This is a genomic window from Dyadobacter sp. (assembly GCF_051859145.1).
In the GTDB taxonomy this organism is placed as follows: domain Bacteria; phylum Bacteroidota; class Bacteroidia; order Cytophagales; family Spirosomataceae; genus Dyadobacter.
The window spans coordinates 1-16,653 of record NZ_JBHYGF010000616.1 but is presented as its reverse complement, the minus strand read 5'-3'; the positions used below and the strand labels follow the sequence as shown (position 1 = coordinate 16,653).

Annotated in this window: 16 protein-coding genes; 14 read left to right on the top strand and 2 right to left on the bottom strand. The window is 45.2% G+C overall.

From position 1 onward, the window contains the following. Positions 1-58 precede the first annotated feature (58 nt). The 14 genes from ACTIE6_RS27945 (at position 59) to ACTIE6_RS27880 (ending at position 14,734) form a co-directional block, all read left to right on the top strand. Positions 59-472, top strand: coding sequence for a DUF6691 family protein (locus ACTIE6_RS27945; RefSeq protein ID WP_439559764.1), 414 nt, complete (start codon positions 59-61; stop codon positions 470-472). 129 nt (positions 473-601) lie between these two features. Beyond that, the gene (locus tag ACTIE6_RS27940) at positions 602-808 is read left to right on the top strand and encodes a YgaP family membrane protein (RefSeq protein ID WP_439559763.1); all 207 of its coding nucleotides are present in this window, start codon (positions 602-604) and stop codon (positions 806-808) included. 4 nt (positions 809-812) lie between these two features. Continuing rightward, positions 813-2,021 (top strand): NAD(P)/FAD-dependent oxidoreductase, encoded by a 1,209-nt coding sequence (locus ACTIE6_RS27935; protein WP_439559762.1) that lies wholly within the window; start codon positions 813-815, stop codon positions 2,019-2,021. Between the two features lie 17 nt (positions 2,022-2,038). Beyond that, positions 2,039-3,403 carry an MBL fold metallo-hydrolase gene (locus ACTIE6_RS27930; RefSeq protein WP_439559761.1) on the top strand — a complete coding sequence of 455 codons (1,365 nt, stop codon included), beginning with the start codon at positions 2,039-2,041 and terminating at the stop codon, positions 3,401-3,403. Positions 3,404-3,834: 431 nt separating this feature from the next. Beyond that, a complete protein-coding gene (locus ACTIE6_RS27925) occupies positions 3,835-5,259 on the top strand; it encodes a bifunctional metallophosphatase/5'-nucleotidase (protein ID WP_439559760.1) in 1,425 nt (474 codons plus the stop codon). 66 nt (positions 5,260-5,325) lie between these two features. Then, a complete protein-coding gene (locus ACTIE6_RS27920; protein ID WP_439559759.1) occupies positions 5,326-5,766 on the top strand; it encodes a hypothetical protein in 441 nt (146 codons plus the stop codon). 87 nt (positions 5,767-5,853) lie between these two features. Continuing rightward, positions 5,854-7,233, top strand: a complete 1,380-nt coding sequence (locus ACTIE6_RS27915; RefSeq protein WP_439559758.1) for a TolC family protein — start codon at positions 5,854-5,856, stop codon at positions 7,231-7,233. 48 nt (positions 7,234-7,281) lie between these two features. Next, entirely contained in the window at positions 7,282-10,410 is a 3,129-nt protein-coding gene (locus tag ACTIE6_RS27910) for an efflux RND transporter permease subunit (RefSeq protein ID WP_439559757.1), read from the top strand. 20 nt (positions 10,411-10,430) lie between these two features. Continuing rightward, entirely contained in the window at positions 10,431-11,537 is a 1,107-nt protein-coding gene (locus ACTIE6_RS27905) for an efflux RND transporter periplasmic adaptor subunit (protein ID WP_439559756.1), read from the top strand. 18 nt (positions 11,538-11,555) lie between these two features. Continuing rightward, positions 11,556-12,140 (top strand): TlpA family protein disulfide reductase, encoded by a 585-nt coding sequence (locus ACTIE6_RS27900; RefSeq protein ID WP_439559755.1) that lies wholly within the window; start codon positions 11,556-11,558, stop codon positions 12,138-12,140. Positions 12,141-12,348: 208 nt separating this feature from the next. Further along, on the top strand, positions 12,349-12,810 hold the full coding sequence (locus ACTIE6_RS27895; protein ID WP_439559754.1) for a DsrE family protein: 462 nt from the start codon (positions 12,349-12,351) through the stop codon (positions 12,808-12,810). 69 nt (positions 12,811-12,879) lie between these two features. Continuing rightward, entirely contained in the window at positions 12,880-13,740 is an 861-nt protein-coding gene (locus ACTIE6_RS27890) for a substrate-binding domain-containing protein (protein ID WP_229219107.1), read from the top strand. A 29-nt stretch (positions 13,741-13,769) separates the two neighbouring features. After that, complete coding sequence (locus tag ACTIE6_RS27885; protein ID WP_082217983.1) at positions 13,770-14,207, top strand: rhodanese-like domain-containing protein; 438 nt, start codon at positions 13,770-13,772, stop codon at positions 14,205-14,207. Then, a complete protein-coding gene (locus ACTIE6_RS27880; protein ID WP_439559753.1) occupies positions 14,207-14,734 on the top strand; it encodes a TlpA family protein disulfide reductase in 528 nt (175 codons plus the stop codon). Before ACTIE6_RS27885 ends, ACTIE6_RS27880 begins: the two co-directional genes overlap by 1 nt. A gap of 356 nt (positions 14,735-15,090) precedes the next feature. On the opposite strand, the gene ACTIE6_RS27875 is transcribed toward ACTIE6_RS27880, so the two are convergent. Both ACTIE6_RS27875 and ACTIE6_RS27870 read right to left on the bottom strand, forming a co-directional pair. Beyond that, positions 15,091-15,267 (bottom strand): four-helix bundle copper-binding protein, encoded by a 177-nt coding sequence (locus ACTIE6_RS27875; protein ID WP_310588659.1) that lies wholly within the window; start codon positions 15,265-15,267, stop codon positions 15,091-15,093. Positions 15,268-15,788: 521 nt separating this feature from the next. Continuing rightward, on the bottom strand, positions 15,789-16,439 hold the full coding sequence (locus tag ACTIE6_RS27870) for a protein-tyrosine-phosphatase (protein ID WP_439559752.1): 651 nt from the start codon (positions 16,437-16,439) through the stop codon (positions 15,789-15,791). Between the last annotated feature and the right edge of the window lie 214 nt (positions 16,440-16,653).

The following is a 16,653-nucleotide window of genomic DNA, read 5'->3' as shown; positions in this document are numbered from 1 at the left end:
TTCTTTGTAGGTGGCCTGGTGATGACATATTTTTTCTTCCCGTTAATTTTTTGATATAATGAAAGGCTTAAAATTTATTTTGACCGGTATTCTCTTTGGAGTAATCATGGCCAAATCGGAGGCCGTTTCCTGGTACAGGATCCAGGAAATGTTTCGCTTTCAATCGTTTCAGATGTATGGTATTATTGGCACAGCTGTCGTACTGGGTGCGCTTTCTGTATTTTTAATCAAGAAATTCAGCGTTCGAGATTTTAGCGGAGAGCCTATTAAATTTCATGATAAAGAAAGCAGCTGGCCCCGTTACCTGATCGGTGGCTCCATCTTTGGGCTGGGCTGGGCGTTGACAGGCGCCTGCCCTGGGCCTATGTTTGTCAATTTCGGATACGGGTACTGGCCAATACTCATTGTCATCATGGGGGCATTGGGTGGGACCTACCTTTATGGGGTTGTCAAGCGCTGGTTACCTCATTGAGGCTAATGAGGCCAAGCAAGTTTTATGATGTTTTATTACTTTAAAATTATATCGGCTTATGTGACATAAGTCACTGTGCCCGTAGGGCGCTGTCAGTAGCTTTGGTTTATCAAACTAAACCAGACAACTATGAAAGCGAACATGGGAATGCTTGACCGGGTCTTACGCATACTGATCGCGGTATCCATTGTGATCCTTTATTACACCCATATCATTTCTGGTACGGTAGCCATTGTGCTGCTGGTGGTTGCAGGGGTTTTTATCCTGACGAGCTTCGTGAGTTTTTGTCCTCTCTATTATACGTTCGGACTTCGTACAAACAAAACAGCCAGGTAATTTTATGAAAAATCACTTTCAGATTGTGATTGTAGGAGGTGGAAATGGCGGGGTTTCGGTCGCTGCACAGCTCTTGAATCAGGATAGCAAACTCGATATTGGCATTATTGATCCATCCGAAAAACATTATTATCAGCCGGCCTGGACATTGGTCGGTGGCGGCGCATATGATATAGAAAAAACCGTCAGACAAGAGGCGGATTGTATTCCTGAGAAAGCGCAACTGATAAGGGACCGGGTAGTCTCATTTGAGCCGGAACGAAATGCGGTTACTTGCCTGGGTGGTGATCAGATCACTTACGATTATCTGATCGTGGCTCCGGGTATCCAGCTCGATTGGGATAAAATCAAAGGACTCAGGGAAAACCTGGGACAGTATGGAGTTTGCAGCAACTATACTTTTGAATCTGCCCCCTACACATGGCAAACGCTTAGCTCTGTAAAGCGTCCTTGCAAGGCCATATTCACAGCTCCAAATACGCCTATTAAATGTGGTGGTGCCCCGCAAAAAATCATGTACCTGGCTTCGGATCATCTCAAAAAGCAGGGTCTGCTTTCAAAATCAGAAGTCCACTTTTACAGTGGTGGAAGTGTCATATTCGGAGTAAAAAAATATGCAGATGTATTAAACCGGGTGGTTAGTAATTATGGTATCCAGACGCACTTTAATCACAACCTGGTCGAAATTGACGGGCCCGGGCAACTTGCTTATTTTGAAATAAAAAATGCAGATGGGATCACGCACCGCGTTACACAACCATTCGATATGCTGCATGTGACCCCGCCCCAATCGGCACCGGATTTTATTAAGAATAGTCCTCTTGCCCTCAAAGATAGCCCGCTTGGATGGGTTGATCTGAACAAGGACACGATGCAGCATAACCGTTACAAGAATATTTTCGGTTTAGGTGATGCTGGAAGTACGCCTAATTCTAAGACCGGCGCAGCAATACGTAAACAAGCGCCAGTACTTGTCAAAAACCTTATTCACGTAATGGAAGGCAAATCTTTGGACCAGGTCTATAACGGTTATGGTTCTTGCCCGCTAGTTACGGGTTACGGTAAACTTGTACTGGCTGAATTCGATTACAACAATACGCCGATGGAAACCTTTCCATTTGACCAGGGCAAGGAAAGATATAGCATGTGGCTATTAAAGACCAAAGTGCTTCCGTGGCTTTACTGGAACAAAATTCTTAAGGGAACAGCTTAATTAAAAAATGATTGTATATGAAGGTTCAACAATTTGAAGATAAATTCCTGGCACATTACAGCTATGCCATATTAAGTGAATGTGAAAGCAAAGTAGCATTGATTGATCCCGGGCGTAACCCAGAACAGTATTATGAATTTGCAAAACAGCATGGCGCGAAAATTATTGCAGTCATAGAAACGCATTCACATGCCGATTTTGTTAGTAGCCATTTGGAAATTGCCCAGACTACCGGCGCTGCAATTTATGGAAGCGCAAAAATCGGAGCCGCATATAATTTGACACCGTTCGATGACGGCCAGGAGTTAATCCTGGGCAAGATTGTCTTAAAAGCCATCAACACACCTGGTCATTCCGATGATAGTATATCGGTGCTGCTCATCCACGATAGCCAACCCAAATATTTATTTAGTGGTGACACGTTATTTATCGGAGATTGTGGCCGGCCGGATTTAAGAGAGTCTGGCGGGAATATGGACGCTCAGCGTGAAAAGCTAGCCGCTAAGATGTACCATTCCCTCCGCGAAAAACTGATGACGTTGCCAGATGATGTGATTTTGTACCCGGCACATGGATCGGGTACATTATGCGGAAAGGCGCTAAGCGATGCTAATAGTAGTACCATGGGTGAGCAAAAAGCACAGAACTGGTCCCTTCAGCCGATGAGTGAGCAGGCCTTTGTCCGTGAGCTTACGACAGACCAGCCATTTATTCCCGCCTACTTCCCTTTTGATGTTGAGCTCAATAAAAAAGGTGCATTGCCATTTCAGGATAGTGTCAGCAAAGTCAAAAGGTTGTCATCGATGTCAGATCAATCGAGCTTAGATCAGCATATATGGATCGTCGATAGCAGGCCACAAAAGGATTTCAAGCAAGGGCACCTTGCCAAATCGATTAACATCATGGATGGAACCAAGTTTGAGACCTGGCTGGGAAGCATGATTGACCCCAATGATCAGTTTTATCTCGTTGCCGCCGATACTGTTACACTGGAAAAACTTATAGCCCGGGCTGCATCCATTGGGTACGAAACAAACATCAAAGAGGCGTTCGTTGCAGATGATGGGCCAGAAACTATGCCTGTCCTGGACATTAATGATTTTAGTGAACATCAACAGAATTATACAATTGTCGATATTAGAAACCCAACGGAAGTAGAGTCCAACAAAATTTTTGCTGATAGTATCACCATTCCTTTGGCAGAATTAGAAGATCGGGTCGGTGAAATACCACTGGACAAACCCATTGCTGTTCACTGCGCGGGCGGATACAGGAGCGCGATAGGGAGCTCGTTGATTGCTTCACTAATCGGGGGTGCAAAGCTTGTTTACGACATTAGTGAGCATATTAAGGAGTTTGACAAGCAGCCAGCGGAGCATTGAGCAATTGCTGAATCAGGAGGCAAATAATAAAGAAAGACAAAACGCAGGTGATCATCTTGCCAATGGGAGGACGTTTCTTGCCTAGATCCGGACTAGCATTGGTATGATGGGTTTTGGGTTTGTCGTTGTTAAATCTCCCTTAGTCATCAGGCAGATATCGGTTGCATTGGAAGAAAACGCCCAAATTCACCCGACAGGTTATTGGCCGATGGACGGTGTTTTTGCTTGTGGGTTTGGGTGCCTTGGCAACCTTGTTTATTTATATCAGATATTCGGATACTAAAAAATCAGTCGGAACAGGGATACTATTACCATTCATCTGTTCTGATCAAAATTGTGATTGCGATTATTTTCCTGGCCAGTAAACTTTTAATGGTCTGTCTGGTAATAATAACATGACTTGGCAGTCGTGAAGCGTTAAAAATTAGAAAATGAAAATTTCAATTGCCTATATAAATGACGTGCACGGTTATTTGGAGCCGCACCAGGAAATATTCTTTGAAGGAGGTGAAAAAAAAGTAGCCGTGGCCGGTGGCTACTCACGCATATATTCCTTGGTTCAGGAAATTAGAAGCAAAAACCCGAATACGCTTGTTTTTGATGGTGGGGACACTTTTCATGGCACTTTGCCGCTGATTGATTCAAAGGGTGAAGCAATTATTCCTATCCTGAACAAAATTGGTTTCCAGGCTATGGTGGGCCATTGGGATTTTGCCTACGGGCCCTCGCAGTTAAAAAAACTTGAAAGTTTGTTAAATCACCCGGTCTTGGGGATCAATGTATATAATAACGATGGAAGCCTGTTTCTAGATCCATACATAGTTTTGGAAATTGAAAATATAAAGGTGGCAGTGATTGGTGTTTGTTCTAATATTATAGACAAAACGATGCCCAAGCAGTTCGGCGAAGGGCTTTTAGTCACAGATGGAATCAACGAACTGCCTGGTGCCATTGAAAGTGTCAGATCACTGGGTGCTGATATCGTTTTTCTACTTTCACATAATGGATACCCCCAGGACATTGATATGCTGGGGCAAATTCCGGGCATTGACGTATGTCTGAGCGCGCATACGCATAACAGGTTGTATGAGGCCACCATCATCAATGAGACAATCCTGATCCAATGTGGCTGTCACGGTAGTTTTGTAGGGCACCTGGATTTAGAAATCAATGATGGAAAAATTCAGGATTTCAATTATAAGCTGCTCGCTGTCGACAATACCGTCCCTCTGGATGGTGGCATGGACCTGCTGATCGATCAGGTTATGAAGCCCTATCAGGCATTGAATGAAGTTGTAGGCCGAACGAGGATGCTGCTCGACCGCTATAACACGTTAGAGTCGCCCATGGATGAGCTCCTTTTAAGATCACTGCAAGACGCCAGCGGTAGTGAGATTGCATTTTCTAATGGGTGGCGGTACGGGGCTCCCATACCAGCCGGCCCGATTACAAAAGGCGACCTGTATAATATGGTTCCGATGAACCCGGTGGTTTCAACGGTTGATTTGACAGGCGGGGAGATCTTTAAAATGTTGGAAGAAAACCTGGAAAGGACTTTTTGCATCGATCCGATGAAACAAATGGGGGGATATGTGAAAAGGTGCTGGAATATTCATGTTTACATGCGCATTGAAAATCCCAAAGGGCACCGGATACAGCAAATTTTCATAGGAGATCAGCCACTTGAACCAGAAAAACTTTACAAAGCAGCCTTTATCACATCACAAGGGGTAGCTGAGGGACTGGGCTGTAACCGGCAGGATTTAACAGTCAAAGCAGTCGATGCGGTCATTGCCTATCTAAAAAAGAATGCTGACTTTGACCTAATAAAACTTAGTTCTTTTTCGTTAGTATAATTATGTTCGCCAATCCTGGCCATTGGGCAGTCATCATTCTTTTATCAGGCTGCAAAAAAAGTTTTTATGGTAAAGCAACAATCAATAGAGCACAAAAAACAAGCATGCACACCAGTTAGGGCGTTGCTACTTTTGTTTTTTACTTTGTTTTTGTTGTCGAACTGTCAGGTCAAAAAAACACTAAGTGCGGCTCTTTTAAATCACCCAGTTGCAAGCCATTCAGCACCTGGAAGTGCAAAGGTACCTGCTGGCGCCGTGCAGATTTCTGAAAATACGCTTTGCGCATCGGGCAAAAGTGCTGCTTATTCAGATCAAGATCTCCATATTCAAGCAGCGACTGATCTGGTACCACCTGCATCAATCGCAGTGCTATCCTACTTTCCGTTATTACTATTTTTTGCAAGGTTTTTGGGTGATGCGCATGGCATAACTACCTATCGCTTTAAAATTCATCCTGCGGTGGGCAGAAGCCCCATTTATCTAAAAAACCGGTATCTTTTGATTTGAGCCTTCATATTCAGTCTGACTTTTAATTGGCATTAGTTAGTGCTTTTAAGCATTGCTAACTGCCGTTACCATTTAAACAGATTTAATATGATAAGGCATAAGCTTTGTCTGCCAGGCATTTTGATAATGCTTGTCAGCTCATCTTTGCATGCACAATCCAGTTTGGGACTTACCAAAATCTGGGAAATAACCCTTTCTAATTATCCGTCGATAAGTTCAAAACAAGCGCAGCTGGATGAATCCAGATTGAATGAAACGCTTACCCGGAGTAATGCCTATATGCCCAATGTGCAATTGCAGCTCCAAAATTCGATGGGGACCTACGCCAGCAGCAGCGGTGCATTTTTTCCGCTTCCTGGCGTGATTAATATCAATGGTCAGGTCGCAGGGCAACCAGGCCAGCCGTCAGCGGCATTCAATACCTTCGGATCCGTTGTAGCAGATTGGAAGTTCTTCGAATTTGGCCGCAAAAATCTTTCTATCAAAGCTGCTGACCTGGATATCGATCAGGCGACAAACGAGCTCAGCGCCGAGCAGCTTAGGCTTAAAACCAGATCTGCTCAATTGTTTTTGAAGCTGTTAAACAGTAAAGTCAATTTGCAATGGGCACTTCAAAATGAAGCTCGTACAAGACAGATCTTTGAGTTATCGGCAAGTCTGGCTGTGGCAGGCTTAAAGCCGGGAGCCGACAGTTCACTAGCCCTGTCTGCTTATTTACAGACAGATGCAGAGCAAGAGTCATGGCGGGCAAAATTAAGCTCAGACCTGCAAGCGCTGACTGAACTCGCACCTGATATAGACACAGCCCAGGGGCTGCATTATCAGGCTTATCTGTCCCCAGCCCCTATTATGCAAGGCGGCGCGATAGAGGCTAGTCACCCATACCTACAAGTACTTGATGCTGCTGTCAGGTATGGCCAGACCCAGGCTGAGCTCGCAGGCCGCCAGGCGCTACCCTCGTTTTCAGCACTTGGGGGAGTAGCCCTGAGGGGAAGTGGCATTGGTCAGGATGGTGTCGTGGAAAATGGGGTTTTAGATGGCTATGCAAACGGGTCCACCAACTACCTGTTGGGTCTGGCTCTCACTTGGAACATAACTAATGCTTCAACCAGTAACTTGGCGAAGAAACGTATACTATCCAGAGTTAGGTCTCGCCAGGCAAATTATGAAGTTCAAAAACTGGATCTAAACACACGGCAAAGTTCGACCTCAAAACGGATTGAAGGCCAGCTCAGACAAATTAGCAGCATTAATGCAGCGGTTAAAAACGCTAGGCTGGCTTACGAGCTTTATTTGTCCAGATTTGAGAACGGGCTGATCAGTTTGACAGAACTGTTGCAGATCCAGTTGATCTTACAGCAAGCAGAGAAAACCAATATCGATGCCCATAGTCAACTATGGGAGCAGGTTCTGGTCCGCTCGGAGGCATCGGGCGATTTTTCCTATTTGCAAAACCAATTTAAATAGAATACGATGAATATTATAAGGCTTGCTTTGCGAAGACCTTTATCGATAATGGTAGCTGTTATTGGTATAGCTTACTTTTCTTTCACGGCGATCCGCAAGATCAATGTGGATATATTCCCTAGGGTCGAACTTCCGGTCATCTATATTGCTATGCCCTATGGTGGGCTATCACCAGCCTATATGGATGGTTTTATGGCCAACGAGTTTCAGAAAGTGCTCATATTTGTAAGCGGTGTCAAGGATATTGACTTTAAAAGTATCCAGGGTTTTACGCTGATGAAATTGACATTTTACCCTGGTACCGATATGGCGCAGGCTTCTGGCGAGGTTTCAACCCAGGTTTCCAGGGCTATGGGCTTTCTGCCACCTGGCGCGGTACCGCCTCAGGTCGTGCGCTTTGACGGCAGCTCGATCCCGATCGGGCAACTGGTGTTTGAAAGCCCTCAAAGATCGATCACTGAGCTTCAAAATATGGCCCTGACCAAGATCAGGCCTATGTTTGTGTCCATCCCCGGGGTGACGGCCCCTGCACCTTTCGGCGGTAATATCCGCACGATGGTTGTCAAGGTTAATTCTGATCTGATGCAGTCTTACGGGCTTTCAGCGGAAGAAGTCACTACTGCAATAGCCAAGAATAATTTTCCTGCCCCTGCGGGTAACATCCGGATCGGCAACCAGAATTTGATGAGCCCGCTTAACTCGATTGCCAATGATCCACAGGAATTTTTAGATATTCCAATCCGCAAAGGATCAGGGACTAATGTATATGTCAAAGATATTGCCAGTGTGGAAGATGCTGCCGATATCACAACCGGCTATGCGATCATCAACGGCAAACGGTCCGTGTATTTGCCTGTGATCAAAAAATCAGATGCTTCTACGCTGAAAGTGGTCGAAAACCTGAAAGCGGCCATACCCATGCTGAAAGCAGCCTTGCCGGAAGATGTAGATATCCGGTATGTTTTTGACCAGTCGGGTTATATCGAGCGTTCACTTGAAAACCTGATCCACGAAGGCATATTAGGGGCGCTGCTAACAGGGCTGATGGTATTTCTTTTTCTGGGAGATTCGCGTGGATCATTGATTGTGGTCATGACCATACCCATCGCGATCCTTTCGGCTGTAATTATGCTATATATGCTCGGTCAGACGATCAATGTGATGACTTTGAGCGGTCTTGCCCTGGCTATCGGGATCCTGGTCGATGAAGCTACGGTAACCATTGAAAACATCCATCAGCATTTTGAGATGGACAAACCCAAGAAAAGGGCCATCCTGGATGCGCTGCTGGAAATTTCGGTCCCTAAACTTTTGATCCTGCTTTGTATACTGGCTGTGCTGATCCCTTCATTTATGATGAGCGGCATTCCAAAAGATATGTTCATGCCGCTTTCTTTGGCTGTGGCTTTTGCCATGATCGCTTCCTTTCTGGCTTCACAGACATTTGTGCCTATCATGGCCAACTGGCTAATGAAACCGGAAAAGTTAAAAGCCCATCATAAGGTCAAGGGCGCTCGGCGGACAAGGTTTGATGCTTTTAAGGGCCGTTATTTATCGCTCACCCGGCGTTTGCAAGGCAGGCCCGTAGCTGTTTTGACGGTCTATGCGCTTGCAGTGGGTGTCATGGTGACGGCATCTTTTCTGGCAGTCGGGACAGATATTTTACCAGCTAGCAACAGCGGTGATATACAGCTACGGATTGTCGCCCCTGAGGGCAGCAGGCTTGAAAATACGGAGGCATACCTAAAAAAGGTAACGGGTATTGTCCAGCAGGGACTGCCTGAAAATTCGATCAAAATCAGCTCTGCCTTTGTAGGCCTTCAGCCATCGGCTACCGCCATCAATCCCATCTTTCTGTTCACCAGTGGTTCGCATGAAGCGGTTTTGCAGATTTCGATTGATCAGACGATTTTTAAAGGGTCCATTGCAGCACTCAAGGAAAGGATCAGGTCACAAGTAAAAAAAGAGCTGCCTGAGCTGAAAATCAACTTTGAGCCTATGGAGCTTGTTGAAAAGATTATGAGCCAGGGGGCCATGACTCCCATACAGATCAAAGTTGCAGCAGGGCAGCTAAAAGCTGCTAATCAGTATGCGTTGAAGTTGAAAGGGGAAATGGATAAAATCCCTTTTTTAAGAGATGTTCGTATTGCCGAGCCGGTCAATTATCCGAGTGTAAAGATCAATGTAGACCGGCAGCTTTCGGCCCAATTTGGTCTGACTATGGAAGACGTCTCACGGGCGCTGGCTATTGCTACATCATCAACGCGTTTTACCAATAAAAACCTGTGGGTGGATCCTAGGTCAGGTCTGGTATTTCAGGTGCAGGTGCAAATACCGGAATCGGATATGGGGTCGCTGGACAAACTCCGATCTATTCCACTCAAATCGGGCGAGCCGCGCCCGGTACTCGAAGATGTGGCCAGCCTGGAAATGGTCAAGCAAGCAGGCCAGGTGAACCGGCAGGGATCAAACCGGTATGTTACTATACTAGCCAATACCTACCAAAAAGATCTGGGTAGCGCTTCCGGTGCAGTCAAACAAGTTCTGGCGGATGCGGGTGATGCACCGCGCGGGGTGATTGTTTCAAGCGAAGGGCTCATGCAGCTGCTGGACGAGACCATGTCGGGACTCCAGACCGGTTTGGTGGTTGCAATTGTGGTGATCTTTTTGATGCTGACAGCTTATTATCAGTCTTTTAAAGTATCTGCGATGATACTTGCTGTGGTGCCAGCTGTGATCGGTGGAAGTATCCTGATGCTTTTGCTATTTGGCAGCACACTTAATTTACAGTCTTACATGGGTATTATCATGTCGGTGGGTGTATCTGTTTCCAATGCGGTGCTTCTGATCAACCAGGCTGAGCATAACAGGTTGTACATGGGTATGCAGGCACGGCAGGCAGGCCTTGCTGCGGCATCCTCGCGCTTACGGCCCATCGTGATGACGACGCTGGCTATGATTGCCGGTATGGTACCGATGGCTTCGGGCATGGGAGATGGCGGTGAGCAGGTTGCCCCGCTGGGACAGGCTGTAATCGGTGGCCTTCTTTTGTCCACGCTTACCGTGCTTTTAATTATGCCGCACCTTTTTACATGGACCATGCGTAAAACAGGCCGGCAGAGTCCATCACTGGACCCGGACGACACCGAGGCTCAATTAATTGCAATCACTAAATGAATACGACGATGCTGTCAAACATGATGACAATCCATAAAAATTCAACCGTTCTCTTTCTGGGCCTGGCCCTGATAAGTGTTGGTATAAATGGCTGCGGTAGCGAACCAGAAACAGACAGCCAAAGCACGCCAAATGTGAAAGGCCCTGTAAGCGTGCAGGTAATCAACCCAGTGAAGGATCAGCCGGAATACTCGCTGGCATTGCCAGGTGAGCTCAAACCTTATGAACAGGTCAGCCTATTTGCAAAGGCCAAGGGCTTTGTAAAAGCCATCAAAGTCGACCGTGGCAGTGTAGTTAAAAAAGGACAGGTACTTGCCATTTTGGAGGCTCCGGAAGTCTCGCAACGCTTTCAGTCAGCCAGGTCTGACCAGCAGAAGTTTTATGAAGATTTTCAGCTGAGCCGTCAGGTGTATGAAAGGGTTTTGAAAGCTACCCAAAAGGACGGTTCTGTTGCCGCCATCGAGCTGGATAGGGCTAAAAGCAAACTAAGAAGTGACAGTGCTGCGTATCAATCTGCTATATCGAGTGCCCAATCCTTTGGACAGATCGAAGAATATCTAAAAATTATTGCGCCATTCGATGGCGTAGTAGTGGAAAGGAATGTATCAGTGGGAGCCTTGGTGGGGGAAAATAATACAACACCGCTGCTGGTTATTGCCCAGAACAAAAAGCTAAGGCTGACTGTTGCAATTCCGGAAAAACATGCACAGTCTGTTGGAAAAAATGCCATGGCCAGCTTTACGGTTTCCAATCTGCCTGGGAAAATGTTTACGTCTGTTCTATCCAGGAAAAGCCAGGTTTTACAGCAGCAGAACCGCTCGGTAACCGCTGAATTTGATGTGGAAAACAAGGATAATTCCTTGGATGGAGGGGAGTATGCCCAGGTAACGATGAAGCTAAGGCGTCCAGATTCTACTTTATGGGTGCCTGCCAGCAGCATCGTGCACGCGCAGTCGGGAACATTCGTATTGCGTGTGGAAAACCAGGCGGTCAGAAAAGTGCCCATCAGTGAGGGAACAAGACGGGATTCGGTCCAGGAGGTATTTGGCGAGCTGGATCGAAAAGACCAGATTGTCAAAATTGGCAGCGAAGAGCTGCTCAATGCCGGTAAGGTTAAAATTAAATAACACTTTAAAATAGAAATAATGATGAAAAAGAAATGGTTATCGCCTTCAAACATATTCTCGGCCATGATGGTGGTATTTATCGCAGCTATGGTGATCAGCCCACAGGTAAAAGGATGGACAATTCAGAGCCTGATGAAAATCGGCCTGTTCCAGCCCAAAATTGACAGGCAGCCTGATGAAGCTGCCGCAGAACCTTTACCAAATGTTTATTTTAAAGATGGTGGTGGAAAGACGATTGATCTGGCCTCGTTAAAAGGAAAAGTCATATTTATCAATTTTTGGGCAACCTGGTGCCCGCCCTGCATTGCAGAAATGCCTTCGATCAATGATTTGCATAGCAAGTTTAAGGACAATGAAAAGGTGGTCTTTTTGATGGTGGATGTAGATGGTAATCACCAGAAGTCAGATAGCTTCATGAAGAAGCACCAGTATGCTTTGGAGGTGGTAAGTCCGGCCAGCGAGATACCGCCGGTTTTTATGCAGGGAGCCGTTCCTACTACGGTTATTCTGGATAGGCAAGGCAAAATGGTATACAGACAGGAAGGTGCTGCGGACTACAGTAGTCCTAAAATTGTTGATATGATCGCACAGCTTGCAAAGTAGGAAAGGCCACTTAATAATCATTATGAAGCAAACTGCTTATGACAAATCTCACCAAAGTTTGTAGGCTTGTTTATCAGATTATGTATCATTCCAATCAATGGAAAGATCATGCATTTTGAAAAACTTTTACAGGCTGTCTGACTTAGCACCTAGTCCAATGCAGCAGCATAATCATACTTAATAAGTAAATCAATTAAAACTATAAGAAATGAAAAAGATCGCATGCCTTTTATTTGCCACCTTATTGTTGCTTTCAAGCCGAGCCTGGGCGCAAAATAAACCGTTTAGCCCCAGTGAGTTTCACGGTGCAACTGCCGATAAAAAGTCTTATAAGGTCGTCTACCAACTGAATAGCGACGATGATAAAACAATTAAGGCAACCCTAAAAAACATAATGAATGCCCTGGAAGATCCCCGTTTGAAAGGAAAGCTCAAGGCTGAGCTCGTAGTTCACGGCGGGGGAGTTGCGGTCTTCAAAAAAACCAATCCTTATGAGAGCCAGTTGAAGGCCTTACAGGCAAAAGGGGTTATCCTGGCGGAATGCGAAAACACACTTCGGGAGCGTAATATCAGTAAGGATGAGCTTTTCGATTTTATATCATTTGTCCCTAGCGGTAACGGCGAGATCATAATCCGTCAGCAGCAGGGGTGGGCGGTTGTACACCCATAAACGCCTACCGCTATGAATAGAATTGTTTTTCTTACGATTATGCTCGTAAACCTTTTTGCTTTGGGCAGGGTGAGCGGGCAGGATCATTCTTTTGATCCGCCCTGGAATACGCCGCCCACTGAAGGCTTACAGTTTACAGTACCAGGCATAGACAATGTACCTGATCTGTATGGAGATATTACTGATCCCCAATTAATCATATTTTTTGGAGGTAACCAGTTTATGGTGATTGATGATTTGTTATCAGCATTTAAAAAACAGTATCCGCAGTATCAACGGGTATTTGCAGAGACGTTACCGCCCGGGATTTTGGGCAAACAGATCCAGTCTGGATCTATAACGATTGGGAATATGCGTATCAGTCATCAGCCGGACATTTATACCGCCGGAAAAGGGAAAATTGATGAGTTCTCGGACATGTTTTTGCGAACAGAAACCTATGCTAAAAGCAAACTTGCCATTATGGTTCAGAAAGGCAACCCGCAGCAGATAAAAAGCCTGGCAGATCTGGGCCATAAGGACGTGTTGGTAAGTATGCCAAACCCGGAATGGGAAGGGATAGGGAAGCTTATCGAAGAAGCTTATACGAAAGTTGGCGGTCAGAAGCTTCGCGAGCTGATTATGCATGACAAGGTAAATGCGAAGACAACTTTTTTAACCCAGATCCATCACCGGCAAACACCGATGCGAATTTTGTACGGGCAATCACATGCAGGTCCGGTCTGGTATTCTGAGGCCTATTATCAAAAAATGATCGGGCATCCGATTGAGCTGGTAGAAATTCCTGAGAAAGATAATATTGAATCAACCTATGTGGCTGGTTTGCTAAAAAAAGCACCCCATCCGAAAGCGGCGAAGGATTTTATGGATTTTCTAACCAGTACTACCGCAAAAAATATTTATGTCAAATATGGCTTTAATGTAAATTAAACGGCCTGTCCTAAAAATTCTTTTCGAACATGAAAAAGATCACACAAATTATTACAGTATTATCTCTGTTAGTATCATTTACATTCGTGCAGGGACAAACTAAGCAGGAGCCCTGGTCTTCTTCTCAGCTTATGCCACCAAAGCAATTGGCAGACCGGATCCAGCAAGCAAAAACTCTTATGCCCCTTATCGTTAATATCGGCCCGCAGGCAGTTATCAAAGGTTCTGTGGATATCGGCCCGGCAGACGAAAAGGCCAACCTTAAAAAGCTGGAAACATTACTTTCGAAAGAGGATAAAAACCGTGAAGTGGTCCTGTACTGTGGTTGCTGTCCCTTTGATCGTTGTCCTAATATCAGGCCTGCCTTTTCCCAGATTAAGAAAATGGGATTTAAAAACGCTAAACTTCTGGATATACCCAAGAATATTAAAACAGATTGGATAGATAAAGATTACCCAGTTCAATAATGATTTCTAAAATGAAACAATTACCCCTCATAGTTTTTTTAACGGTTCTTTTGTATGGTATTGGCGGAAATTTATCCGCTCAGCAACCACTTAAAATCGGAAGCCAGGCTCCCGAAATAACGCTGCCTTCGATAACTGGCGAACAAAAGTCGCTTTCATCCATGAAAGGCAATCTTGTGTTGATCGACTTTTGGGCATCCTGGTGCGCGCCCTGCATTCAGGAGCAGCCAGAGCTTAAACGATTATATGCAAAGTATCACCGCCCTGGATCACAAAGCAAAAATTTTGAAATTTTTGCAGTTTCCCTTGACAGTAAAAGAGACGCTTGGCAGCGGGCGATCACGAAACTCGGTCTTCCCTGGACCCAGGTCAGCGATTTGAAATTCTGGGCATCGCCTGTTGCAAAGACTTATCAATTAGAGGGGATTCCTTTCAATGCGATCATTGACGAAAAAGGCTCGATTATTGCACTAAATCTGCATGGAAAAGAGCTAGACCAGTTTTTAAGTGATAAGGTAGGCAAGTAATTTTAGTACTAAACAAACTGATTATCCAAACCAGTTACCTGATTAAGCAAGGTTTGCGGTCGTCCAGGATTCTTGAATCTGCTCTCAGGGAAGGGTTCGCAGGAGAAAGCACTAGGTTCCCCCGAAAGCCGTCTTTTTCTTTAACATACTGACGTGGCTCCCTTTGGTTTACACTTTGCCTATAAGTGCTCGGCCCTAGAGATAACGCGCGTTTAAAGGAGGCCGATAGCCAACACGAACTTAGCCGATCAATTAGATACCGCCAAGCAGGCCAGCGTTAAAGGCCCTGCATCGCTAAATTCATTATAGAAATAGGAAGCAAACATAAAGTTTGGCTTCCTATTTTGTTCAGATTCTCATACTGGCGTGGCCATCTGCTCACAAGCCTTTGCACATGCTCGGCAGGCTTCCGCGCACCGGCGGCAATGATCCATCCCCATATGCGCATGCTGCTCGCATTCCTGTGCACAAGCATTACAAGCATTTGCGCAAACACGGCACAAATCTGCGCTGAATTCGCTTCCCAGGCTCATTACTTCTACGGCGCTACGGCAGATGGCAGCGCATTCAAGATCAAGCTGGATACATCTGACTAACTTTTCTGGATTAGCTTCTTTTAAACATTCAGTTGCACAATAGCTGCATGCCACTGCACAAGCCGCACAAGCGTCGATGCAGTCTTTAAATTGTTGATTTGCCATATTTCATAGTTTAAATAAACATTATTGAAATTGGCGTTTCGATACAAAAACGGTTCCAGTGTCCCAGCTATTTGAGAACTTAATTGTCTTATTTTTTTGCGAGCTGCTAGCTGGCTTTTGTAACCGCTATTGGCTGACTAGTTAGTCGGTCGTTTACTGTTTATTTGAAAAGTTACTTTATTATGTAGGGATGTCTCTGTAAAAATATCAGAAAAAGTATCTCTCATGAGCGTAAGATCGCTGACCTGGAATTCATCAAGAAGTCAATGATTAGCGGTGTAGACAAATGCCTGGAAAAATGGTCGCCCGGATACTGCCGAATGTAACTGTCCAATGCTTGTTAGCGCGATAACCTAGATTTTCACTTTTGAAAAAACATACATTGTTTCGGTTGCAATCTGTTTGCAGCGTTCGTCGTATTTGGCTTTCTCCTGCGCGCTGCCATCAAAGGCTTTTGGATCATCATAAGGAACGGCAACCCTGGCAGCTGCTCCTTTTACAACCGGGCACGCTTCATCAGCCTGGGAACAGGTCATGATAGCACAGAAATTGCTTTGCGGGTTGCTGGCGTCGTCATATTTTTTTGAAAAAGCTTTCATAGGTTCAGCTCCGGCCCCATAGCTTACATGGTAGATTGGGTTTTTGCCATCTGATGTTTTTGTGATATCAAAACCAGCCCTTTCGCAAGCAGCAACCGCCCGCTCGTTGAATGCTGTGGCCTCAGTACCGCCAGAGTATGTCTTGACATTGGGGATGTTGTAATATGCAGCAGCAGTAGCAGCCCAAATTTGACCGAAATGACTGCGCCGGGAATTGTGGGTACAAATGTAAGTGAGCTGCACAGGCTGGCCGGCTTTTACTTGCTTTTGGATGAACACAGCAATTTTGTCAAGCTCTTCCTTGCGGTCGCCCGGTATTTTTGAGAAATCTTCTTTAACAGTTTTAATGTAGGCAGAAAGCTTTGGATTAAGCGCTTTCTTATTGTCGGAGTTGCGAGATGGCATAATTGCGGCAGTGGTAAAAAAGGTTATCAGTAAAAGATGGATCAGGCTCATATTTTATCAGGTAAGTTGTAGTCAATCGTAAAGATACGATAGAATTTAGCAGACAAGAAAATATTCATCGTAATATTGCAATTGGCAGAATGCTATCTATATTTGCAGCATGGGAGTAACTAAAACCGAAATATTCACCGAGCAGCAGAACCGTATCGCGGAT